A 22,362-nucleotide genomic window follows, 5' to 3' on the forward strand; every position below is an offset into this window, starting at 1 on the left:
GAGGCGAGAAGGAGCACACCGGAAAAGTGGCTGACCGGAACTCAGGCAAGGGTGACAAGCCCAAGGAGTACGACGCATCGTCCATCACCGTTCTCGAAGGACTCGAGGCGGTACGCAAGCGGCCCGGTATGTACATCGGCTCGACCGGAGAGCGTGGTCTGCACCACCTCATCTGGGAGGTCGTGGACAACTCGGTCGACGAGGCGATGGCCGGCCATGCCACCACCGTCGACGTCACGTTGCTCGCGGACGGTGGCGTCCGGGTGATCGACGACGGCCGCGGTATCCCTGTCGGCATGCACGCCTCGGGTGTCCCCACCATCGAGGTCGTCATGACTCAGCTGCACGCCGGCGGCAAGTTCGACTCGGACTCCTACGCGGTGTCCGGCGGTCTGCACGGCGTCGGTATCTCCGTGGTCAATGCCTTGTCGACGCGCCTGCTCGCCGAGGTCGACAACGACGGATTCCACTGGGAGCAGACCTACACGATGTCTGTACCCGGTGAGCTGATCAAGGGTCAGCCCACCAAGCGAACCGGCACGTCGATCTCGTTCTGGCCCGACGCGAACATCTTCGAGAAGACGGTGTTCAAGTTCGACACGGTCGCCCGGCGACTGCAGGAGATGGCGTTCCTGAACAAGGGACTGACCATCAAGCTCACCGACGAGCGCGCGTCGGACATCGAACGCATCGCGGACGAGGCGTCGGAGAGCGAGCTGGCGGAGGTTCCCAAGAACGAGGACGAGTCCGGCTCGACCCCGAAGATCAAGACGAAGACCTACCACTACCCCGGTGGCCTCGAGGACTACGTCAAGTACATCAACCGAGCAAAGACGCCGCAGCACCCGTCGGTCATCGGTTTCGCCGCGAAGGGCCCGGGGCACGAGCTCGAGGTCGCGATGCAGTGGAACTCCACGTACGCGGAGTCGGTCCACACGTTCGCCAACACCATCAACACGCACGAGGGTGGAACCCACGAAGAGGGCTTCCGATCGGCCCTGACCAACGTGGTCAAGAAGTATGCCAAGGAGAAGAAGCTCATCAAGGAGAAGGACGGTGACATGACGGGTGACGACATCCGTGAAGGTCTGGCCGCCATCATCTCCGTCAAGGTCGGTGAGCCGCAGTTCGAGGGTCAGACCAAGACCAAGCTGGGCAACACCGAGGTGAAGTCGTTCGTGCAGAAGGCCGCCGGTGAGCACCTCACACACTGGTTCGAGGCCAATCCCGCCGAGGCCAAGCTGATCATCTCCAAGGCCGTCGCGTCGATGCAGGCACGTACTGCCGCTCGTCGCGCACGAGACCTGGTGCGCCGCAAGAGCGCCACCGATATCGGTGGTCTGCCCGGCAAGCTCGCCGACTGCCGTTCCAACGATCCGTCGAAGTGCGAGATCTACATCGTGGAGGGCGACTCGGCCGGCGGTTCCGCCAAGTCCGGGCGCGATTCGATGTACCAGGCCATTCTTCCGTTGCGCGGCAAGATCATCAACGTCGAGAAGGCTCGCATCGACCGCGTTCTGAAGAACACGGAAGTCCAGTCGATCATCACCGCGTTCGGCACCGGAATCCACGACGAGTTCGACATCGCGAAGATCCGGTACCACAAGATCGTCCTGATGGCCGACGCCGACGTGGACGGCCAGCACATCTCGACTCTCCTTCTGACCCTGCTGTTCCGGTTCATGCGCCCCCTGGTCGAACACGGATACGTGTACCTGGCCATGCCGCCGCTGTACAAACTCAAGTGGCAGCGCGGATCGGATCCCGAGTTCGCGTACTCCGACCGTGAGCGTGACGGACTGATCGAAGCAGGTCTCGCGGCCGGCAAGAAGATCAACAAGGACGACGGCATCCAGCGCTACAAAGGCCTCGGCGAGATGAACGCCAAGGAACTGTGGGAGACCACGATGGATCCGAGCGTGCGTGTCCTGCGTCAGGTGACGTTGGACGACGCGGCAGCCGCCGACGAACTCTTCTCCATTCTCATGGGAGAGGACGTCGAGGCGCGTCGTAGCTTCATCACCCGTAATGCCAAGGACGTTCGTTTCCTCGACGTATAGCGAATTCGCCTGCGCGACTCGGTGATCGAGATGCGCAGGTGACGACGCACGAAAGGTTTCTTCTTCGATGACCGACACCACCCTGCCGCCGTCCGGCGGAGACGGACCCACGTCCGATCGCATCGAGCTGGTCGACATCCAGCAGGAGATGCAGAACAGCTACATCGACTACGCGATGAGCGTGATCGTCGGTCGCGCGCTGCCCGAGGTCCGTGACGGCCTCAAGCCCGTGCACCGTCGCGTGCTGTACGCGATGTTCGACAACGGCTACCGCCCCGACCGCGGCTACGTGAAGTCGGCTCGTCCCGTCGCCGAGACCATGGGTAACTACCACCCCCACGGCGACAGCTCGATCTACGACACTCTCGTCCGCATGGCCCAACCCTGGTCTCTCCGTTACCCGTTGGTGGACGGACAGGGTAATTTCGGCTCCCGCGGCAACGACGGCCCGGCCGCCATGCGGTACACCGAGTGCCGTCTGACGCCGCTGGCGATGCAGATGCTGGCGGACATCGAGGAAGAGACCGTCGACTTCGTCGCGAACTACGACGGACGTACGCTCGAACCCACCGTGCTCCCGTCGCGGTTCCCCAACCTGCTCGCGAACGGCAGCGGAGGCATCGCCGTCGGCATGGCGACCAACGTTCCGCCGCACAACCTTCGGGAACTGGCCGAGGGCGTCTACTGGATGCTCGAGAACTTCGAGGCCAGCGACGAGGTCGCCCTCGAGGCGATGATCGAGCGCATCAAGGGACCCGACTTCCCCACCCACGGCCTCATCGTCGGATCGCAGGGCATCGAGGACGCGTACCGCACCGGTCGCGGATCGATCCGTATGCGCGGTGTCGTCGACATCGAGGAGGGTGAGCGCGGCGGCACCCAGATCGTGGTCACCGAGCTCCCGTTCCAGGTGAACCCGGACAACATGATCGCCTCGATCGCCGAGCAGCTGAAGGACGGCCGCATCGCCGGTATCTCGGACATCGAGGACCAGTCCTCGGACCGAGTCGGCATGCGCATCGTGATCAAGCTGCGCCGCGACGCGGTGGCGAAGGTCGTGCTGAACAACCTGTACAAGCACAGCCAGCTGCAGACCAGTTTCGGCGCCAACATGCTCTCCATCGTCGACGGCGTTCCGCGCACGCTGCGCATCGACCAGATGATCAAGCTGTACGTCACCCATCAGCTCGATGTCATCGTCCGCCGTACCCGGTACCGGCTGCGCAAGGCCGAGGAACGTGCACACATCCTGCGCGGACTGGTCAAGGCACTCGATGCACTCGACGAGGTCATCGCCCTGATCCGTCGGTCCGCCGATGCCGATGTCGCTCGCCAGGGCCTGATGGACCTGCTCGACGTCGACCAGATCCAGGCCGACGCGATCCTCGCGATGCAGCTGCGCCGTCTCGCGGCCCTCGAACGTCAGAAGATCATCGACGAGTTGGCGTCCATCGAGATCGAGATCGCCGACCTCAAGGACATCCTCGATCGTCCCGAGCGCCAGCGCGAGATCGTCCGGTCCGAGCTGAAGGAGATCGTCGACAAGTTCGGCGACGACCGTCGTACCCGGATCATCGCCGCCGACGGCGACGTCAACGACGAGGACCTGATCGCTCGCGAGAACGTCGTCGTGACCATCACGGAGACCGGTTACGCCAAGCGCACACGCACCGACCTCTACCGCTCGCAGAAGCGTGGCGGCAAGGGTGTGCAGGGGGCCGGGCTCAAGCAGGACGACATCGTCAGCAAGTTCTTCGTCTGCTCCACCCACGACTGGATCCTGTTCTTCACCACGAAGGGCCGTGTCTACCGCGCGAAGGCGTACGAACTGCCGGAGGCGAACCGCACCGCACGTGGCCAGCACGTGGCGAATCTCCTCGCGTTCCAGCCGGACGAGCGCATCGCCCAGATCATCCAGATCAAGACCTACGACGACGCGCCGTACCTGGTGTTGGCGACGAAGGCGGGCCTGGTGAAGAAGTCCAAGCTGTCGGACTTCGACTCCAACCGTTCCGGCGGCATCGTCGCGGTCAACCTCCGCGGCGACGACGAGCTGGTCGGAGCCGTGCTGTGCAGCTCGGACGACGATCTGCTGCTCGTGTCCGCCCTGGGCCAGTCGATCCGCTTCTCCGCCACCGACGAGGTACTGCGTCCCATGGGCCGCGCCACGTCGGGTGTGCAGGGCATGCGCTTCAACGGTGAAGACCGGCTGCTCTCGCTCAACGTCGTCAGGGAGGGCACGTTCCTCCTGGTCGCGACGTCGGGCGGCTACGCCAAGCGCACCGCCATGGACGACTACCCGCCGCAGGGCCGCGGGGGCAAGGGCGTGCTGACAATTCAGTACGACCCGCGCCGTGGCACGCTGGTGGGCGCACTCATCGCCGACGACGACGACGAGCTGTACGCCATCACCTCGAGCGGCGGTGTGATCCGCACCGCGGCGCGTCAGGTACGTAAGGCCGGCCGCCAGACCAAGGGCGTTCGCCTCATGAACCTCGGTGAAGGCGATACCCTGCTGGCCATTGCACGCAATGCGGACGAGCCGGAGGACCTCGTGCTCGACGAGGCCGACGGATCCAAGGAGTCATGAGCTGAGTGAGTACTCCCGAACAGCCAGGTTCGGCCGGTAACGGTCGTCCGGCGCAGACCCAGTCCCCTGCCCAGCCTCCGGCCCCTCGGCCGCCGACGGCCGCATGGCCGCCCGTCGAGCAGGACGGGTCGCGGCCGAATCACCAGGACGTGCCCCGCCAGGGTCCCCAGGACGGGCCCCGACCGGCTCCGCAGGACGCGCCCCGTCAGGGTCCGCGTCCGGCTCGAACCGACGGTGCACCTCAACAGCGTCAGCCCGAGCCGGCTCGTCAGCCGGAGCCGCAGCGGCAACCGCAGACGAACCTGCCCCCGCGGGGCTCGGATCAGACGCGGCCCGAGCAGACGCGGCAGGAGCCGAACCGCACCACGGTGCAGCCGGCCGCGCGAGCAGTGGACGGTCAGAAGGCAACGGAGCGTCCTCGTCAGTCCCGGCCTGCCGAAGCCACCGCCAAGGCTGCGGTGATCGACGGTCCGACGCGCAACATCGCGCGCAACGACCTCCCCACCGACATGCCCGACCTCTCGACGGTCCGGCACCCGATGCACGAGGAGCAGCGGTCGGAGCGGCAGGCACCGGTCGCCGTGGCACAGCCTGTCGGGTCCGGTGATCCGCTTCGGGCCACGGTGCAGATCCGCAAGATCGATCCGTGGTCGATGTTGAAGCTGTCCCTGGTGATTTCCGTCTCGTTGTTCTTCGTGTGGATGGTGGCCGTCGGGCTGCTCTACATGGTTCTCGACGGCATGGGCGTGTGGGATCGACTGAACAATGCGTTCTCCGACATCGTCGCCACGTCCGGTGAGTCGGGACTGGTGTCGGCGGGTCAGATCTTCGGATACGCCGCGGTCATCGGTCTCATCAACGTCGTTCTCTTCACGGCGCTGACGACGATCGGCACGTTCATCTACAACCTGTGCTCCGACTTGGTCGGCGGACTGGAAGTGACGCTCGCCGATCGGGATTGACCTCCGGACACCGGCGTTTTGGTCTTCGGCGCCGGTGTACGGTAATCTCGTTCCTCGGTCCGGCTACCACTGGAAACAGTGAGTTGCAGGGCGAGTGCGGGCCTATAGCTCAGGCGGTTAGAGCGCTTCCCTGATAAGGAAGAGGTCGGAGGTTCAAGTCCTCCTAGGCCCACGAACGAGTGCGATGGAGGAAGATCTGTGAAGTTCGGTCTCCCCGCGCTCGTGGCGTCGGTAGTTCTCGTCGTCGTTCTTCGCGCAGTGCGCGTGGAGAGTCAGCGATGGCACGAGCTTCCCGATTCCGATCCGGGGCCTTAGCTCAGTTGGTAGAGCGCTGCCTTTGCAAGGCAGATGTCAGGAGTTCGAATCTCCTAGGCTCCACACCGGTCACCACAACACCCTGTCTCGCATCGCGAGGCAGGGTGTTGTCGTTTCCTGTACATGTCACGACGCCGTCGGAGAACGCTTCGTGCACCCATACGCTCCCTATCGTCGATACTCGACGTGTGAACTCCGGACGACGAACCGACGCGACGACCGCTCTGGTCGTCTATCTGGGGCTCACGTCCATTCTTTTCATCGCCGGCGCGGTGCCGTTCTCGGGAACGACGAGCGGAACCCTCGTCATGGTGCTCGCCGGTATCGCGCAGCTGGGCGGAGCCGCTTTCCTGTACTTCGGCCCGCACCCGACCGATACCGGTCGGCTCGGCATCGTGACCGGCGGCGCAGTGGCTGCGCTGTGTGCCATGTTCCTGACCGCCGACGGTGCGGTCGCGTACCTGTTGCTCAGCCAGTCGGCGATGTTCCTGGGGATGCAGCTGGCGGGCTACTGGAGCGAGCGCGGCGGCTGGGTGTGGGTGACGGTGCTGACGGTCGGCTCCATGGTGTCGGCGGCTCTGGCGTCGTCGTCCTCGATGCCCGCGGTCGCCTACGTGCTGACGGCGCTGGGAATCGTGGCGGGGGCGGAGTTCTTCGGCTCGCACGCCCGACGCATGCGGCACTCGGCGTCCCGTGACGCGCTGACGGGTCTGCTGAACCGTCAGGGACTCGAGGGGCGGGTGGAGAAGCTTCTCCCCGGATACGCCTCACGGGGGCTGCCTGTCAGCATGGCCGTACTCGATCTGGACAACTTCAAGACCGTCAACGACGTCTACGGTCACATCGCCGGAGACGTGCTTCTCGAGCGCGTGTCCGCCGCCTGGATGGGACAGCTCCGCAAGGGTGACGTCCTGGGCCGACTGGGCGGCGACGAGTTCGTGTTGTTCATGCCGGGGACCGACGAGGCCGAGGCGACCGAGGTACTGGCCAGGCTCCGACGCGCGCACTCGGCGGAATGGAGCGTCGGAATGGTGTGCATGCCGACGGTGCGGAAGTGGTCGGAGATCTACCGCGCGGCGGATGCAGAGTTGTACAAGGCGAAGCGGAGCCGCGGAGTCGAGCGCACCTCACGCCCGGTACCGCGCGCTGTCGTCGAGGACACCGGGGTTACAGCAGATCCTCGCTGAGCTGTCCACAGCCTGTGGATGAATCTGCACGCGTCGGATCGTTCGTGCTGTGCACTGCTCGTCGACGACGACGCGGTGGGAGACGGTATGGGCGTGCTGTGGCATGCGGACGACATGTGGACCCGACACACGACTCTGGTGGCATTCGGGGTGCGGCTGGCCGTAGTGGCGGACAGGGTGCGGTCGATCGGCGGACTGTACGGCTGGGACGGTGAGGCTGCCGACGCGGCGCGGTCCGCCGTCACGGCGCTCGCCGACGATCTGGACGACGCAGTGGCGACGCTGCGGCGGACAGCGGCTGTCGCCGCCCGCGCCGGTGACGATCGAGCGTCACTGTCGCTGTGGGACCCGGACGACCACACGGGTGCCGCGTCGGAACTCGATGCACGCGTCGCACTCGAGTTCGCTCGGGCACAGGCTGACGGTGTCGGTCCCGCCGAGCCGGCGCCATCGGGTCCAGCGGCGATCCTGGACGCGGTCAACAGGGCCCGTATGGAACGAACACGCGCCGGCCTCGTCGAGGTCGAGAGGAGTCTGGCGGCGGAGGTCGACCGTTCGCTGTTCGGCGGCCTCCTCACCGACGCCGACGCCGGTCTCGAGCAGACACGCGCTCGGCTGGCATCGATCGACGCTCTGACGACCGTGCTCGCACTCCCCGGTCGGCGGTTGGTCCACTTCGAGGAGGGACCCCGTCGCACGGTGGCTGCCGTGTCGATCGGTGACGTCGACGCCGCCGATCGGTTGGCCGTCTTCGTTCCGGGCGCCGGCACCACGGTCGACGGTGACCTCCTGCATCACGATGCCGAGGCTGCGGCCGTCGTCGCTGCGGCCGGCACGATGTCGGGCTCGGTCGTCGCCGGCATTTCGTGGTTGGGATATGAAGCACCGCAATGGAACTCGGAGCTGGTGAACCCGGACAGCAGTGTCGCATCGAGAACACCGGCTACCACGGGTGCTCCCGCGTTGGCGCGTGCGCTCGACGGACTGCACGGCCGTCGGCACGGGAGCGAGGCTCCCGTCGTCACCGTCATCGCCCACTCCTACGGCACGGTGCTGGCGGCGGAAGCCTTGGGACGAGGTGCCGCGGTAGACGACGTCGTGCTCATGGGATCACCCGGGTGGCAGGACACGACGCCGGACATCCCCGCGCCGTACGTGGCCGAGGCGCGGTGGGATCCGGTGGCCGACCTCGGCTGGTTCGGGCCCGATCCGAGCGAGCGCAGCGATGCCGTCCTCCTGCCGACGGACGGCAGCAGCGGCCATGGCGACTACCTCGTGCCCGGCTCGACGAGTGCACGCGGCATCGCCGCCGTCGTCGCCGGTGTGCCGGGGACCCCGCAGCCGCGACGTATGGACGTCGCGGACCTCGCGCGCCTACTGGTGAGGTTGCTGTGACCGGTCGACGCTGTGATGGCCGTTGCTGCTCGCACTGCCGTTGCTACCCGGCGTGCCCAGGCTGGGCGGCTCCGCTGCCGGCGGCGGGAGGTCGGTGCGTCGGGCCCGCGAGAACGCGACAGCTCCGGCGCCCGCGAGAACGAGCAGGCCGACCAGCCCCGCGCGCCGAGCTGCTGCGAAGCGGCGACGGTCCTTCCGAGCGGGAGCGGGCACGGACGGTCGACCGGCGCGTTGCTGGGCGCGTCGGGACCGGAGAACCGAGACGCCCTTCCGGGTGACGACGAATCCTGTTGCCGCGGGCCCCTTCGCCAGCGTCAACGCGGTGTCGCGGGCGATGCCCAGAGCCTTCTTCGCTGTTGCCGTGTCAGGTGTAGACGTCATCCGTTCACTGTTCCATATCGACCGAGTGGCACGATGGATGACGTGACCTCACCTTTACAGACTCAGACCGCGACCCTGCACACGAACCACGGCGACATCGTCATCGCCCTCTTCGGCAACCATGCGCCGAAGACGGTCGAGAACTTCGTCGGCCTCGCCCAGGGAACGAAGGACTACAGCACCAAGAACGCCGCCGGCACGTCCGAGGGCCCGTTCTACGACGGAGCGATCTTCCACCGCGTCATCTCGGGCTTCATGCTGCAGGGTGGAGACCCGACCGGCACCGGCACCGGCGGCCCCGGATACAAGTTCGGTGACGAATTCCACCCCGAGCTGTCGTTCGACCGCCCGTACCTGCTGGCCATGGCGAATGCCGGTCCCGGCACCAACGGCTCGCAGTTCTTCATCACCGTCGGCCCGACGCCGCACCTCAACCGTCGCCACACCATCTTCGGTGAGGTCATCGACCCCGCGTCGCAGAAGGTCGTCGACCAGATCGGTTCCGCTCCCACCGGCCGCGGCGATCGCCCGGTCGAGGACGTCGTCATCGAATCGGTCACCATTGCGTGACCTGAGCACCCGAGCATGACGGGTCCAGGCTGGGGCGGTACTTCGGGACCGCCCCAGCCCACCTGTGTACGCCATCCGGACAGGCCCACGGGGTTGTCGTGCACCCGCTGCGATCGTCCGGCGTGCCCCGAATGCCTTCGGCCCGCCTCGGTGGGTCAGCACTGCGTGGACTGTGTGGCCGCTGCTGCGTCGTCGGTCCCACGGGCGCGGACTGTCGCCGGTGGTGTGAGTCGACCGGCCTCCACCCCCGTGGTGACCTACGCGTTGATGGCGCTGAACATCCTGATGTTCGCTCTCACCGCAGCGCAGGCGGGTGGTTTGAGCAATCAGACCAGCGCCCTGTTCCGCGAGTGGGCACTGGTTCCGCTGCTGGTGGCCGACGGAGATCTCGTTCGAATTCTCGGCAGCGGCTTCCTGCATTCCGGCATCGTGCATCTCGCCGTCAACATGTTCGCGCTCTACGTCATCGGTCGTGACTGCGAACTCGTTCTCGGCCGCGCGCGATATCTGGCGGTTTACCTCGTCGCCCTCCTCGGCGGCGCTGCTGCCGTCATGTTCCTGTCGAATCCGCTCGTCGCGACCGTGGGTGCCTCGGGCGCCGTCTTCGGCCTGCTCGGAGCGCAGGCCGTGATCCTGGTGAGGCTCCGTCAGAGCCCGACGCCCGTCCTGGTCGTCATCGGCTTGAACGTAGTGCTGAGTATCGCGATCCCCGGTATCTCCCTGTGGGGCCACCTCGGTGGTCTCGCGGCGGGAGCGGCCGCGACCGCGGCGGTGGTCTTCACGACGGGCCCACAGCGGTCCCGCGTGGGCTGGGCGGGGATCGTCGCTCTCGCTCTGATCGCGCTGGCTCTGATCGGTCTGCGCGCAGCGAGTCTGTCCTCCGCGTTCTGACCTCGGTCCGGCCGGTCCCGCGTCAGTCGCGGGACCAGTCGGCCGGCACCCATCCCCTGAGCTCGAGCGTGTCGAATACCGCTCGCGGATCCTCTCCGAGGTCCCACCTGCCGAAGATGAGCAGGCGCTCGTCCTCACCGTCCCGCACGTCCATCTCCAGCATCGGCACTCGGCGTCCGAGTCGCGGGTACGGGACCAGGCGGACCGTGATCACGTCGTTGCGTCGATAGGTACGACGCCCGCGCAGGGTCTTCACCCTCATGACGTCGGCATCGACCGACAACTTCGGCCGCTGGACCGCGGCCAGCAGGGCGAGACTCAGTGCCGCCACGGCGGCGAGCGAGATCAACAGACGGCCCGCGGGATCGCTCGATGTCGCGACTGCCGAAACGCCCAGCGCGACGGCTCCGACACCCAGAGCTGCGACCGCGACACGAGGCGTAGCCCACGCCGCGACCGACCCGTCACCCCCTGTGGATAAGTTATCCACAGAAGTTATCCACAGTGTTAGTGAACGACACGCGTGTAATTCGCGCGCACGTCGACGCGACGCTCCTGGTCAACGCCACTTCATCGTCATGACGAGACCGATGATCCAGAAACCGAAGCCGATGAGCAGGTTGTACGCCCCCAGGCTCGCCATCCAGCCGATGTTGTCCTGTGCGAGGTAGTAGACGATGAGATACACCAGACCGAGCACCATGAAACCGAACATGACCGACAGATACAGCGTGCTCGACGGCGCAGCCTTGACCTTGACGGGCGTCCGTGACGCCGGGTCGATGGTGTAATCGGCCTTCTTGCGGACCTTCGACTTGGGCATTGATCTCCTCGAACTCTCCTGCTCGGAATGCGTGTGGGCTGCGAGAACAACGCGCAGTGCCGTGGTCCACGATAACCTGCAGCCGGCCCGGGACAGTGTCGGCATTAGTGTGGTGACATGCGCATCCTCGTCGTCGACAACTACGACAGCTTCGTGTTCAACCTGGTCCAGTACCTCGGACAGCTCGGAACGCGGGCGCAGGTGCTGCGTAACGACGACCCAGCCGTCCTCGACGTGGACGCCGCCGTGAAGGACGTGGACGGGGTGCTGCTGAGCCCGGGACCGGGTACACCCGAGCGCGCCGGCGTCACCATGGACATGGTGCGGGCGTGCGCCCGCACAGGGACTCCGCTCCTCGGAGTGTGCCTCGGGCACCAGGCGATCGGCGCGTCGTTCGGAGGCGTCGTCGAGCGTGCGCCGGAACTGCTGCACGGGAAGACGAGCGTCGTCCACCACTCCGGAGAAGGAGTGCTCGCCGGTCTGCCGGATCCGTTCACCGCCACCCGATACCACTCGCTGACGGTGCGAGAGAACACGATTCCCGACGAGCTCGAGGTGACTGCTCGGACCGACAGCGGCATCGTGATGGCCATGCGGCACCGCGAGCTGCCGATCCACGGCGTGCAGTTCCACCCGGAGTCGGTGATGACCGAGGGTGGTCACCGCATGCTGGCCAACTGGCTCGCAGTCTGCGGTGACGCCCCCGAGGAGTCACTGGTGTCCGACCTCGAGAACGCCGCTCGGGTCTGACGTCCGGGCCTGCTAGATCCCGAACTTCCCGACGCTGACGTTCACGCGGTCCGTCTTCGAGATGGCGGTGCCGGGAGCGACGGCCTGCTGCTGGATCCTGTTCACCTGACTTGTGTCGAGCGTCTGGACGTCGACCTGGTCGATCTCGGCCAACGTTCCCTGCCACCCCGCCGCCCGCAGTGTCTCCACTGCCTGGACCGGTGTCTGACCCGTCAGGCTCGGGATCTGGAACTGGCTGCCGTTGGACACACGGAGCACCACGGTGCTGCCGTCGGCCGCGCTGCTGCCACCTGCGGGACTGGTCGAGACTACCTGTCCCTCGGGTAGTGCCGAGTCCACGTTCTGACGATCGACGATGAAGCCGGCACCTGCGACGTTGGGCTGTGCGACCTCGATGTTCTGCCCGGTGACGTCCGGGACGCGGATCTGACGCGGTCCCGACCCGAGGGTGATGCGCACTGCGCCACCCTCGGCCATGGACGAGCCGCGGGCCGGTTCCTGGCCGATCACCTTGTCGACGTCGGTGCGGGCGGATGCACCTCGGCCGATCGCGGGATCGAGGGTCAGCCCGGCCTGCTCGAGGGCCTGACGAGCCGCGTCCTGCGTCAAGCCGGTCAGTTGGGGTACCTGGATCTGCTCCGGACCCGTGGACACCTCCAGCACCAACGTGCTGTTCTCGTCGACGGTGGTTCCCGACACGGGCCGGGTGCCGATCACGGCGCCTTCGGGAACCGTGGCGTCCGAACGTTGCTGCACGTCGACGCGGAATCCCGCGTTCTCGAGAGTCGTCCTGGCGATGTCGGCGGTCTGGGCCGTCACGTCGGGAACGGTCACGGATCGCGCGGGCGCGCCCGGTCCGAGATTCCACAGGAAAAGACCGACGACCCCGACGACGACGATGGCAGCGACGGCCATCAGTGCGACACGGACGCCCTTGCGTTTCGGTTCGACGTCGTCATCGTTGTCGGCATGGGCGTGGCGAGCAATCTTGCGCGACTCGCCGTTGTTCTCGGTGGCTGTCGACGTCGCCGACGCTCGGGGCGCATCCATTGATCCCAGAATGGACGTGCGGTCCTCGTCGTTCATGACCATGGGCGCCACCGGGCGCTGGCCACCGAGTACCCGGATGAGATCCGATCGCATGTCCGCGGCGCTCTGGTAGCGGTTGGCCGGGTTCTTGGCCATGGCCTTGAGGATGATCGAGTCCAGTTCCCGGGGGATATCCGCGTTGACCGACGACGGGAGCCGGGGATCCTCGCGAACGTGCTGGTAGGCCACCGCGACGGGCGAGTCGCCCGTGAACGGAGGCTCACCGGTGAGAATCTCGAACAACACGCATCCGAGTGAGTAGACGTCGGACCGAGCGTCGACCTGCTCGCCGCGAGCCTGTTCGGGCGAGAGGTACTGAGCGGTCCCGATCACGGCCGCGGTCTGTGTCATCGGGCTCGAGCTGTCGGCGATCGCGCGTGCGATACCGAAGTCCATCACCTTGACCGCGCCGGCCCGGTTGATCATCGCGTTGGCCGGCTTGACGTCGCGGTGCACGATGCCGTTGCGGTGGCTGAAGTCCAGTGCTGCGCAGACGTCGGCGATGACTTCCATGGCACGCTTCGGCGCCATCGGGCCTTCCGCGCGGACGATGTCGCGCAGCGTGTCACCGTCGACGTATTCCATGACGATGTACGGCAGCGGTCCCGTGTCCGTCTCTGCCTCGCCCGTGTCGTACACGGCGACGATGGCCGGATGGTTCAACGCGGCAGCGTTCTGAGCCTCCCGTCGGAAGCGCAGGTAGAACGTGGGATCGCGTGCCAGATCCTGCCGCAGGACCTTGATCGCGACGTCCCTGTCGAGCCGGACGTCCTTGGCCAGGTGAACCTCGGACATGCCGCCGAATCCGAGAATCTCACCCAGCTCGTACCGGGACGAGAGCTGGCGTGGTGTGTTCATCGCTGCCCTCCCGGTGCGTAGTTGAACGGATTGCCGTCGTTGCCGTTGCCGTTGCCGTTGCCGTTGCCGTTGCCGAGGCCGGGAATGTTGAACAACCCACCGCTGGTGGTGGTTGTCGTCGTCGGCTCCGTGGTCGTCGGTTCCGTCGTGGTGGTGGTCGGCTCGGTGGTCGTCGTGGTCGTGGTCGTCGTCGTCGTGGTGGTGGTGGTCGTGGTGGGTTCCGTCGTGGTGGTCGTCGGACGGGTCGTCGTCGTGGTCGGTTCCGTCGTGGGCGCGGCGGTGCTGGTCGTCGTGACCACCGGTGTCGAACCGTTGCTCTCGGTGAAGACGAACAGCCCGAACGCCACGACGGCCGCCAGGAGGAGGAGACCTCCGGCCGCCCATGCCAACGCCTTCTGACCGGGCGACATGCCGGACTCCGGCTCGGGTTCCGGTCGGCGTGGCGCTGCAGCGGCGGCGGCGTATCCCGTCGCCGGTGCCGTCATCATCCGGGTGTTCGGATTCGCGCCCGTCATGGGAGCCATGACCCGGGACGTCCCCGATGCGGTTCCCGGCTGGGGAGGACGACGTCCCGCCCGCACGGCAGCGACAGCGTCCGCGAACTCGCCGCCGTTCTCGTACCGGGACGCCGGATCCTTGGTCATCGTGATCTCGATGAGTTCACGGACCGGCGCCGGCAGATCAGCAGGAAGGGGCGGAGCCGCGTCGCGGACATGCTTCATCGCGACCGTCAAGGCGCCGTCGCCCACGAAAGGCCTTGTGCCACTGATCGCTTCGTAGCCGACCACACCGAGCGAGTACACGTCCGAGGCCGACGTCGCGTCCTGTCCCAACGCCTGTTCGGGTGCGATGTACTGCGCGGTGCCCATGACCATGCCCGTCCGTGTCACGGGCGACGCGTCGACTGCTTTGGCGATACCGAAGTCGGTGATCTTCACCGTGCCGTCCGGCGTGATCATGATGTTGCCGGGCTTGACGTCGCGGTGCACGATGCCGGCGCGGTGCGCGGCCTGCAGCGAGCGGCCCGTCTGCTCGAGCATGTCCAACGCATGCACCAGCGGCAACCGGCCCATACGGGTGAGCACCGTGTTCAGGGGTTCACCGATGACCAGTTCCATGACCAGGTAGGCCAGCGACTGCCCGTTGGCGTCCTGCACCTCGCCGTAGTCGTAGATGTTCGCGATGCCCGGATGGTTCAGCAACGCCGTCGTGCGCGCTTCCACGCGGAACCGCTCGACGAATTCCGGGTCGTTCGAGAACTCGGGCTTGAGGATCTTGACGGCGACGCGGCGATCGAGCCGGTTGTCGGTCGCTTCCCAGACCTGTCCCATCCCGCCCGTCGCGATCAGACGCAACAGTCGGTAGCGATCGGCCACCAGTGCGCCGTTACCCAGGCCTCCACTCATGCGGGGCTCACCTCCCCTGCAATCCGGCGCCGAGCACAGCTCTCGCCACTGGTGCGGCGACCGATCCGCCCGTCGCGGCGAGCGCACGGTCGCCACCGTTCTCGACGATGACCGCGATGGCGATCTTCGGGTCCTCGGCCGGGGCGAAGGCGATGTACCACGCATGGGGAGGGGTGTTGCGAGGATCGCTTCCGTGCTCCGCGGTACCGGTCTTGGACGCGATCTGAACGCCCGCGATCTTGCCCTGTCCACCGGAATTGTTCTCCGAACCCACCATCAGATCGGTGAGCGTGGAGGCCACCTCCGGCGAGACGGCCTGTCCGAGGGACGTCGGCTCCGTGGTGTCGAGCGTCGACAGGTCGGGGGCCTGCAACTGAGCGACCATGTGGGGTGCCATCCGCACTCCACCGTTCGCGATGGTGGCCGCGATCTCCGCATTCTGCAGCGGTGTCAGGGCGACGTCACGCTGGCCGATGCTGCTCTGGCCGAGGGCCGCGTCGTCGGCGATCTCACCGACCGTGCTGTCGGCCACCGGGATCGGCACCGACTGGTTCGTCTCGCCGATGCCGAACGCCGACGCCGCATCCTTGACGCCCTGGCTGCCGGTGTCGATGCCGAGCTCGACGAAGGCGGTGTTGCAGGAACGCGCGAATGCCTCGCGCAGTGACGCGGTCGCGCCGCCACCGCACGTGGAGCCGTTGTAGTTCTCGAGCGTCGTGGACGTGTCGGGCAGGGTGATGGTCGGTGCCGCGGTGAGCTGCGTGTCGGGCGTCGACCCGGCGGCCAGTGCCGCTGCCGTCACGACCACCTTGAACGTCGATCCGGGCGGATAGGTCTGCGAGACAGCACGATTGACCAGTGGCTCACCGGGATCATTCGCGAGCCGCTCCCATGCCTGCGTGGACTGCTCACCGTCGTGCGAGGCCAGTTCGTTGGGGTCGTAGCTGGGCGTGCTGACCATCGTCAGGATCTTGCCGGTGGACGGCTCGATGGCCACGACCGAACCGGTGTACCCCTTCGAGGTGAGTTGGTCGTACGCGACCTGCTGCATCACCGGGTCGATGGTGGTGACGACGTTGCCACCGCGCGGATCGCGGCCCGAGAGAAGGTCGAAGAACCGCTTGCCGAACAACCGGTTGTCGGATCCGTTGAGGACGGCATCCTCGGATCGTTCGAGGCCGGCGCTCGAGTAGAGCATCGAGTAGAACCCGGTGACAGGCGCGTTCGCCGCCGGGCTCGCGGGCGCAGCCGGATTCGACGGGTACGTCCGCAGGTACTTGTACCGGTCCTCGGTCGCGACGGACGAGGCCAACACCTGGCCACCGCTCGAGATCTGTCCGCGCTGACGTGCGTACTCGTCGAGCAGGACACGCGAGTTGCGGGGGTCCGTGCGGAGGTCGTCGGCCTTGATGACCTGGACGTAGGTGGCGTTGGCGAGCAGGACCACGATCATGGCCATGACGCCGATGGCCACGCGGCGAAGGGGAGTGTTCACGGGCGCTTCACCACCTCGGTCATCGCGTCACCGATCGGCGCGGCCGGCGAGCGCTTCTGCGGCACGACAGGTGCGCGGGCGGCATCGGAGATCTTGATGAGCAACGCGACCAGGGCGTAGTTCGCGAGCAGGGAAGAGCCTCCGTAGGACATGAACGGTGTCGTGAGACCGGTAAGGGGAATGAGCTTGGTGACGCCGCCGACCACGACGAACAGCTGGACGGCGATGGTGACGGACAGGCCGGCGGCGAGGAGCTTGCCGAAGCTGTCGCGCACCGCGAGCGCCGTCCGGAGCCCACGCAGCACGAACATCATGTAGAGCATCAGCACTGCTGCCAGGCCGATGAGCCCGAGCTCCTCACCCACGGTGGCGATGATGAAGTCGGTGCTCGCGAACGGCACCTGCGACGGACGGCCGCTGCCGAGGCCCGTGCCGCCCATCCCGCCGGTCGCGAGGCCGAAGAGAGACTGTGAGATCTGGTACCCGGTGTCGTTGTAGTCGGCGAAGGGGTCGAGCCAGGTGTCGGTACGAATCTTCACGTGCCCGAAGAGCTGGTACGCGAGAAGGAATCCCAGGAGCAGCAGGGCGACCCCGATGACGATCCAGCCGACACGCTCGGTGGCGACGTAGATCATCACCAGCACGGTGCAGTAGATCAGCAGCGACGTGCCGAGGTCCTTCTCGAACACCAGGACGCCGATCGAGACGATCCACGCCACGACGATCGGTCCCAGGTCGCGTGCTCGCGGGAAATCCATGCCCAGCACGTGCTTGCCCGCCGTGGTGAACAGCTCACGCTTGGCCACCAGGACCGACGCGAAGAAGATCAGCAGCAGGATCTTGGAGAACTCACCGGGCTGGATGCTGAAGCCCGGCAGTCGGATCCAGATCTTCGATCCGTTGACCTCGGACAGTGACGACGGAAGGATCGCCGGGAGCGCGAGGAACACCAGTCCGCCCAGACCCAGGGTGTAGCCGTAGCGCGCCAACGTCCGGTAATCGCGGATCAGCACCAACACGGCGACGAAGCCGGCGATGGCGAGCGCGGTCCAGAGAACCTGCTGGTTGGCGTCGGGCGACGGTTCCGTGTCACCGAGATAGGTGGCGGACTGTTGCGCGGCCAGATCGAGGCGGTGGATCAGCACCAGCCCGAGACCGTTCAGCAGCGCCACCAGCGGCAGCAGAAGGGGATCGGCGTGCGTGGCGAAGCGGCGAACCGCGGCATGCGCGACGGCGAACATGGCGAGGTATGCCACTCCGTACTTCGCCAGGTCCCACGTGATGGTCTGTTCCTGGCTCGCCTCGACGAGCACCAGCGACACGGTGGTGATGAGCGCCGCGGCTCCCAGGAGGGCTGCTTCGACCCCACGCTTGGTGGACTGCGGGGGTGCCGGAGCGAATCCGCCCGGAGGACTGGGGAACGACGCCGAAGACTGGTTCGGGGCGGACATCAACTGCCCGTCCTGCAGGTCTGACCTGCCACGAGTGTCGGCGTCGGCGTCGGAGTCGGCTCGGGTGTCGTCGTCACGGGCGGCGCCGCCGGGTCGGCGGGAGGCGGTACAGGTGCTGCCTCGGTCGGCGGAACGGCCGTGGTGGTGGTCGGAGGAGCCGTCGTCGCGGTGACCGGCTTCTCGCACAGCGGCAGCAGGTCACCGGCCACGAGCCGGTTCACCTGCGAGCGTGCGTCGTCGAGAGTGCCGGACGGCAGGCCCGAACGCACCTGTTCGCGGGCGGACGGCTGCAGGTCGTCGACACCGAGGACGCGGCACTGAGCGTCGGCGGGGGATCGCAGATCGATCGTGGCGGGGTCCGACGTCTCACGGACGCACCCGACCAGATCCACTTCCTGCAGGGAGAAGCCGAGTACCGATCCGGGGACTCCACGCATCACCACGACGCGTCCGTCGTCGGAACCGACGTAGTAATTGCGCTGCAGGAGCTGCCATCCGACGATCGAACCGACGACCAGCAGGGCGACCACGGCGAGACCGGTCAGGGACCAGCGGAGCTTGTGCGACTTCTTCTCCGGGGCCGGCGGCGGCGGAGTGACCACCCTCTTGGGCGCGGTCCGGGGAGGGCGCATCGCGGCTGCGCGTCCAGCTGCGGTGTTCGGTGGGGGCGAGTCCTCCTCGTCGTCCATCGATGCGGCGCCGGCGAGGATCGGATGGGACTGGCCGTAGTCGAGATCGATGACGTCGGCCACCACCACGGTCACGTTGTCGGGGCCACCGCTGCGCAGTGCCAGTTCGATCAGGCGGTCGGCGCACTGGTCGTTCTCGCCCTCACGCATCGTGTCCGCGATGGTCTCGCTGCTGACGACGTCGGACAATCCGTCCGAACAGAGCAGATAACGATCCCCCGCCCGAGCCTCACGCACGGTCAGAGTGGGTTCGATCTCGTTGCCGGTGAGAGCCCGCATGATCAGCGACCGTTGCGGGTGCGAGTGCGCCTGCTCGGCGGTGATCCGCCCCTCGTCGACCAAGGACTGGACGAACGTGTCGTCGCGGGTGATCTGCGTCAGTTCGTCGTCCCGGAGCAGATACGCCCGGGAGTCGCCGATGTGAACGAGCCCGATCTTCCTGCCGCCGAACAGGATCGCCGTCAACGTGGTGCCCATGCCGTCGAGTTCGGGGTCGTCCTCGACCTGTTCCGCGATGGTGGCGTTGCCCTCACGGGTAGCTCGCTCGAGCTTGCCCAGGAGATCGTCGCCCGGCTCGTCGTCGTCGAGATGGGCGAGCGCGGCGATCATCAGCTGCGACGCCACTTCTCCGGCGGCGTGGCCACCCATGCCGTCGGCGAGAGCGAGGAGGCGTGCACCCGCGTAGACGGAGTCCTCGTTGTTGGATCGCACGAGACCGCGATCGCTGCGCGCGGCGTAGCGGAGAACCAAGGTCACGGGCGCAACTCGATCACGGTCTTGCCGACGCGTACAGGCGTTCCCAGGGGAACGCGAACCGCCGTCGTCACCTTGGCGCGGTCGAGGTAGGTGCCGTTCGTCGAGCCGAGATCCTCGACGTACCAGTCACCTCCGCGAGGTGACAGACGCGCGTGGCGTGTGGAGGCGTAGTCGTCGGTGAGGACGAGAGTCGAGTCGTCCGCGCGGCCCATGAGGACCGGCTGCGACCCCAGCGTGATGCGTGTCCCGGCGAGCGACCCGTGGGTCACCACCAGGTATTTAGCGACCTTCTGCTTCCGGCCCTGCAGAGAGACCGGCGACTTGCGTGACCGAGGTGCGACACGAAGACCGGACGCCGCGTAGATGTCGGAACGCAGAGTGCGCAGCACTGCCCAGACGAACAACCACAGGATCAGGAGGAAACCAGCTCGCGTGAGCTGCAAGATCAATCCCTGCACAGCGTGTCACCTCCTCGTTCCTCGACAGCTCGGACACCACACGCATGGGGATGCGCGCACGGGGACTCCCCGTCTCGGAGCATCATAAGGGCAGGGACCGACTGCCCCGTGTCGGCCGCCGCGCGACGGCCGCCCTTCTCGTGGTCCGGGGTCTCGTCAGACGATACGGACGAGGATCTCCGAGTGGCCGGCGCGAACGATGTCGCCGTCGGCCAGCTGCCAGTCCTGGACCGGCGCACTGTTGACCGTCGTTCCGTTCGTGGAACCCAGATCCGACAGCATGGCTACGCGGCCGTCCCACCGGATCTCGAAGTGACGACGCGAGACGCCCGTGTCGGGGAGTCGGAACTGCGCATCCTGGCCGCGCCCGACGACGTTCCCACCCTCGCGCAGCTGGTAGTGACGGCCACTGCCGTCCTCGAGCTGGAGCGTCGCGGACAGTCCGCGCTGCGCACTCGGGCGGTCGTAGTCGTCACCGTCGTCGGCGAGCGGCTGCTGGTATCCCTGCGTGGGCGGCTGGTCGTATGCCGGAGCCGCCGCGGCTGCACCGTAGGCACGCGCGTCGGGGGTCGGTCGTCCGTAGCCACCGTCGTCGTAGCTCCGCTGGCCGTACGCCGGCTGGTCGTAGCCGGCCTGGTCACGACCGGACTGGCCGTATCCACCCTGCTGTCCGTATCCCTGCTGATCGCGGTACGCCTGCGGCTCGTAGCCACCGGCGCCCTGATCCTGCTCGCGACCACGCTGGTCGTACCCGGCCTGGTTGTACCCGCGCTGGTCGTAGCCGCCCTGGTCATAGCCGCCCTGGTTGTAGCCGCGCTGGTCGTAACCCTGCTGGTCGTAACCCTGCTGGTCGTACCCCGCCTGGTTGTAGCCGCGCTGGTCGTACCCGCGCTGGTCGTACCCGCGCTGGTCGTAGCCCTGCTGGTCGTTGTCGGGCTGGTCGTAGCCCTGCTGGCCGTAGCCACGACGGTCGTACCCGCCCTGGTCCTGACCGCGCGGGTCCTGCGCCCGAGGATCGCCGTTCTGCTGGCCGTAGGCCTGACGGTCGTACGGCTGCTGGTCGTACGACTGACGCCCGTACCCACCCTGGTCGTAGCGGACCTGCTCCCGCGGATCCCCGGCCGGCTGTCCGTAGCCGCGGTCCTGCTCGGGGTAGTCCTGGTACGCCCGCGGAGGACGGACTCTGTTCTCGGCCGACGGGTCGACACCGCGAGGTGCCTCCGACGGGTAGGCACTGCCGTTCCGTGGTGCGCGTGACGCGACACCGGACGCGGGCCGCTGGCCTTCGTGGTCGGGCTCGTCGCCCTGGTTCTGAGTCCCTGAGTTCTGGGTCATGGGGCCGGCTCCTGATATCGACGACGGTTGGGCTGTGCCTGAGGTGAGTTTCGGTGGGTCTGGCTGATCGACGTCCGGATCGACGGTGGCCGATGTGCGGAACTGCCCGGTGTGCAGCGTCGAGGACGGTGCGAACCGGACGACCACCTTGCCGTAGGTCTGCCATCCCTGTTCGGTGATGAAGTCCTGGAGGTGTCGGGAGAACGCCTTGGTGGTCAGGTCGTGGTCGGACGCCAACTGTTCGTGATCGGAGTCGCTGATGGCGATCACGTACGCGTTGGGAGCCAGGAGGTGCCCGCCGTCCAAGGTGCGGACGGACGCGGTGGCTTCCTGTTGCAGGGCCGCCTCGACCTCCTGCGGGACGACACCGCCGCCGAACACTCTGGCGAAGGCGTCTCCGACAGCGCTCTGCAGCTTTCTCTCGAAACGCTGGACAACTCCCATGACACCCTCCTCGTCTCGCCTCGGTCGATCACGCGTCGTCGCACGACACGGGGCGCGTCACATCATCGGGAGTACCCGATCACGTGACGCTCCGAACGTCCTCCGAACGCCCACCACTGTGCGGGTGGTCGGTGGCGCGTGTCCTACCGCCGTGCGACTGCTGATCCATGCTATACGGCCGGAACCGAGTTTCCGCCCCGGCTCGGGCCCGGAACTCGGTCGGGAGGTATGGATTTCGGTCGGCGAGACAGGTCGTGTTAGCCTCGTTCCCGTCGCTCGGGCGAGTGGCGGAATGGCAGACGCGCTGGCTTCAGGTGCCAGTGTCCTTCGGGACGTGGGGGTTCAAGTCCCCCTTCGCCCACCACACTGGCCGTAGTCGAGATCACTCGCTACGGCCAGTAGTTTCTTTGCCAGGTATTCTGGTAGCGAATTCGAAGTTCACCGCGCAGCGTGGCGC

General features: G+C 66.8%; 18 protein-coding genes and 3 tRNA genes. 11 read left to right on the plus strand and 10 right to left on the minus strand.

The window, feature by feature from the left end:
• Window positions 1-26 precede the first annotated feature (26 nt).
• From gyrB to ASG64_RS14850, 7 genes are all read left to right on the plus strand, one after another.
• Window positions 27-2,060, plus strand: coding sequence for a DNA topoisomerase (ATP-hydrolyzing) subunit B (gene gyrB / locus ASG64_RS14820; RefSeq protein WP_042573476.1), 2,034 nt, complete (start codon window positions 27-29; stop codon window positions 2,058-2,060).
• Between the two features lie 67 nt (window positions 2,061-2,127).
• A complete protein-coding gene (gyrA, locus tag ASG64_RS14825; protein WP_056074223.1) occupies window positions 2,128-4,650 on the plus strand; it encodes a DNA gyrase subunit A in 2,523 nt (840 codons plus the stop codon).
• A 5-nt stretch (window positions 4,651-4,655) separates the two neighbouring features.
• Window positions 4,656-5,612 carry a DUF3566 domain-containing protein gene (locus ASG64_RS22095; protein WP_156388384.1) on the plus strand — a complete coding sequence of 319 codons (957 nt, stop codon included), beginning with the start codon at window positions 4,656-4,658 and terminating at the stop codon, window positions 5,610-5,612.
• 98 nt (window positions 5,613-5,710) lie between these two features.
• A tRNA-Ile gene (locus ASG64_RS14835) sits at window positions 5,711-5,784 on the plus strand.
• Between the two features lie 133 nt (window positions 5,785-5,917).
• Window positions 5,918-5,990 (plus strand) — tRNA-Ala (locus tag ASG64_RS14840).
• Between the two features lie 125 nt (window positions 5,991-6,115).
• A complete protein-coding gene (locus ASG64_RS14845) occupies window positions 6,116-7,114 on the plus strand; it encodes a GGDEF domain-containing protein (RefSeq protein ID WP_042573478.1) in 999 nt (332 codons plus the stop codon).
• An 18-nt stretch (window positions 7,115-7,132) separates the two neighbouring features.
• Entirely contained in the window at window positions 7,133-8,509 is a 1,377-nt protein-coding gene (locus ASG64_RS14850; protein ID WP_056074224.1) for an alpha/beta hydrolase, read from the plus strand.
• Here ASG64_RS14850 and ASG64_RS14855 read toward each other — a convergent pair.
• A complete protein-coding gene (locus ASG64_RS14855; RefSeq protein WP_056074225.1) occupies window positions 8,489-8,890 on the minus strand; it encodes a hypothetical protein in 402 nt (133 codons plus the stop codon). The two genes, ASG64_RS14850 and ASG64_RS14855, sit on opposite strands and share 21 nt — an antisense overlap.
• Window positions 8,891-8,923: 33 nt before the next feature.
• On the opposite strand from ASG64_RS14855, the gene ASG64_RS14860 reads away from it, so the two are divergent.
• A complete protein-coding gene (locus ASG64_RS14860) occupies window positions 8,924-9,460 on the plus strand; it encodes a peptidylprolyl isomerase (protein ID WP_082518445.1) in 537 nt (178 codons plus the stop codon).
• A gap of 15 nt (window positions 9,461-9,475) precedes the next feature.
• A complete protein-coding gene (locus ASG64_RS14865; RefSeq protein ID WP_056074226.1) occupies window positions 9,476-10,351 on the plus strand; it encodes a rhomboid family intramembrane serine protease in 876 nt (291 codons plus the stop codon).
• 22 nt (window positions 10,352-10,373) lie between these two features.
• Here ASG64_RS14865 and ASG64_RS14870 read toward each other — a convergent pair whose 3' ends face one another.
• Together ASG64_RS14870 and crgA are read right to left on the minus strand one after the other, a co-directional pair.
• Complete coding sequence (locus tag ASG64_RS14870; protein WP_056074227.1) at window positions 10,374-10,841, minus strand: PH domain-containing protein; 468 nt, start codon at window positions 10,839-10,841, stop codon at window positions 10,374-10,376.
• 69 nt (window positions 10,842-10,910) lie between these two features.
• Complete coding sequence (gene crgA, locus ASG64_RS14875) at window positions 10,911-11,174, minus strand: cell division protein CrgA (protein ID WP_056074228.1); 264 nt, start codon at window positions 11,172-11,174, stop codon at window positions 10,911-10,913.
• Between the two features lie 117 nt (window positions 11,175-11,291).
• Here crgA and ASG64_RS14880 point away from each other — a divergent pair, with 117 nt between their 5' ends.
• On the plus strand, window positions 11,292-11,924 hold the full coding sequence (locus ASG64_RS14880) for an aminodeoxychorismate/anthranilate synthase component II (protein ID WP_042573483.1): 633 nt from the start codon (window positions 11,292-11,294) through the stop codon (window positions 11,922-11,924).
• A 12-nt stretch (window positions 11,925-11,936) separates the two neighbouring features.
• On the opposite strand, the gene pknB is transcribed toward ASG64_RS14880, so the two are convergent.
• The 7 genes from pknB to ASG64_RS14915 form a co-directional block, all read right to left on the minus strand.
• Complete coding sequence (pknB, locus tag ASG64_RS14885) at window positions 11,937-13,871, minus strand: Stk1 family PASTA domain-containing Ser/Thr kinase (RefSeq protein ID WP_042573484.1); 1,935 nt, start codon at window positions 13,869-13,871, stop codon at window positions 11,937-11,939.
• Window positions 13,868-15,277 (minus strand): serine/threonine-protein kinase, encoded by a 1,410-nt coding sequence (locus ASG64_RS14890; protein WP_082518447.1) that lies wholly within the window; start codon window positions 15,275-15,277, stop codon window positions 13,868-13,870. The genes pknB and ASG64_RS14890 overlap by 4 nt, the downstream gene beginning before the upstream one ends.
• 7 nt (window positions 15,278-15,284) lie before the next feature.
• Window positions 15,285-16,772 carry a penicillin-binding transpeptidase domain-containing protein gene (locus ASG64_RS14895; protein WP_042573485.1) on the minus strand — a complete coding sequence of 496 codons (1,488 nt, stop codon included), beginning with the start codon at window positions 16,770-16,772 and terminating at the stop codon, window positions 15,285-15,287.
• Window positions 16,769-18,223, minus strand: coding sequence for an FtsW/RodA/SpoVE family cell cycle protein (locus tag ASG64_RS14900; RefSeq protein WP_042573486.1), 1,455 nt, complete (start codon window positions 18,221-18,223; stop codon window positions 16,769-16,771). Before ASG64_RS14900 ends, ASG64_RS14895 begins: the two co-directional genes overlap by 4 nt.
• The gene (locus tag ASG64_RS14905) at window positions 18,223-19,668 is read right to left on the minus strand and encodes a PP2C family protein-serine/threonine phosphatase (protein WP_056074229.1); all 1,446 of its coding nucleotides are present in this window, start codon (window positions 19,666-19,668) and stop codon (window positions 18,223-18,225) included. Before ASG64_RS14905 ends, ASG64_RS14900 begins: the two co-directional genes overlap by 1 nt.
• Window positions 19,665-20,126 carry an FHA domain-containing protein FhaB/FipA gene (locus tag ASG64_RS14910; RefSeq protein ID WP_042573488.1) on the minus strand — a complete coding sequence of 154 codons (462 nt, stop codon included), beginning with the start codon at window positions 20,124-20,126 and terminating at the stop codon, window positions 19,665-19,667. The genes ASG64_RS14905 and ASG64_RS14910 overlap by 4 nt, the downstream gene beginning before the upstream one ends.
• 156 nt (window positions 20,127-20,282) lie before the next feature.
• Complete coding sequence (locus tag ASG64_RS14915) at window positions 20,283-21,905, minus strand: FhaA domain-containing protein (protein ID WP_056074230.1); 1,623 nt, start codon at window positions 21,903-21,905, stop codon at window positions 20,283-20,285.
• 278 nt (window positions 21,906-22,183) lie between these two features.
• Here ASG64_RS14915 and ASG64_RS14920 point away from each other — a divergent pair.
• Window positions 22,184-22,269 (plus strand) — tRNA-Leu (locus tag ASG64_RS14920).
• The last annotated feature ends 93 nt before the right edge of the window (window positions 22,270-22,362 follow it).

Source organism: Rhodococcus sp. Leaf247 (assembly GCF_001426185.1).
Taxonomy (GTDB): domain Bacteria; phylum Actinomycetota; class Actinomycetes; order Mycobacteriales; family Mycobacteriaceae; genus Rhodococcoides.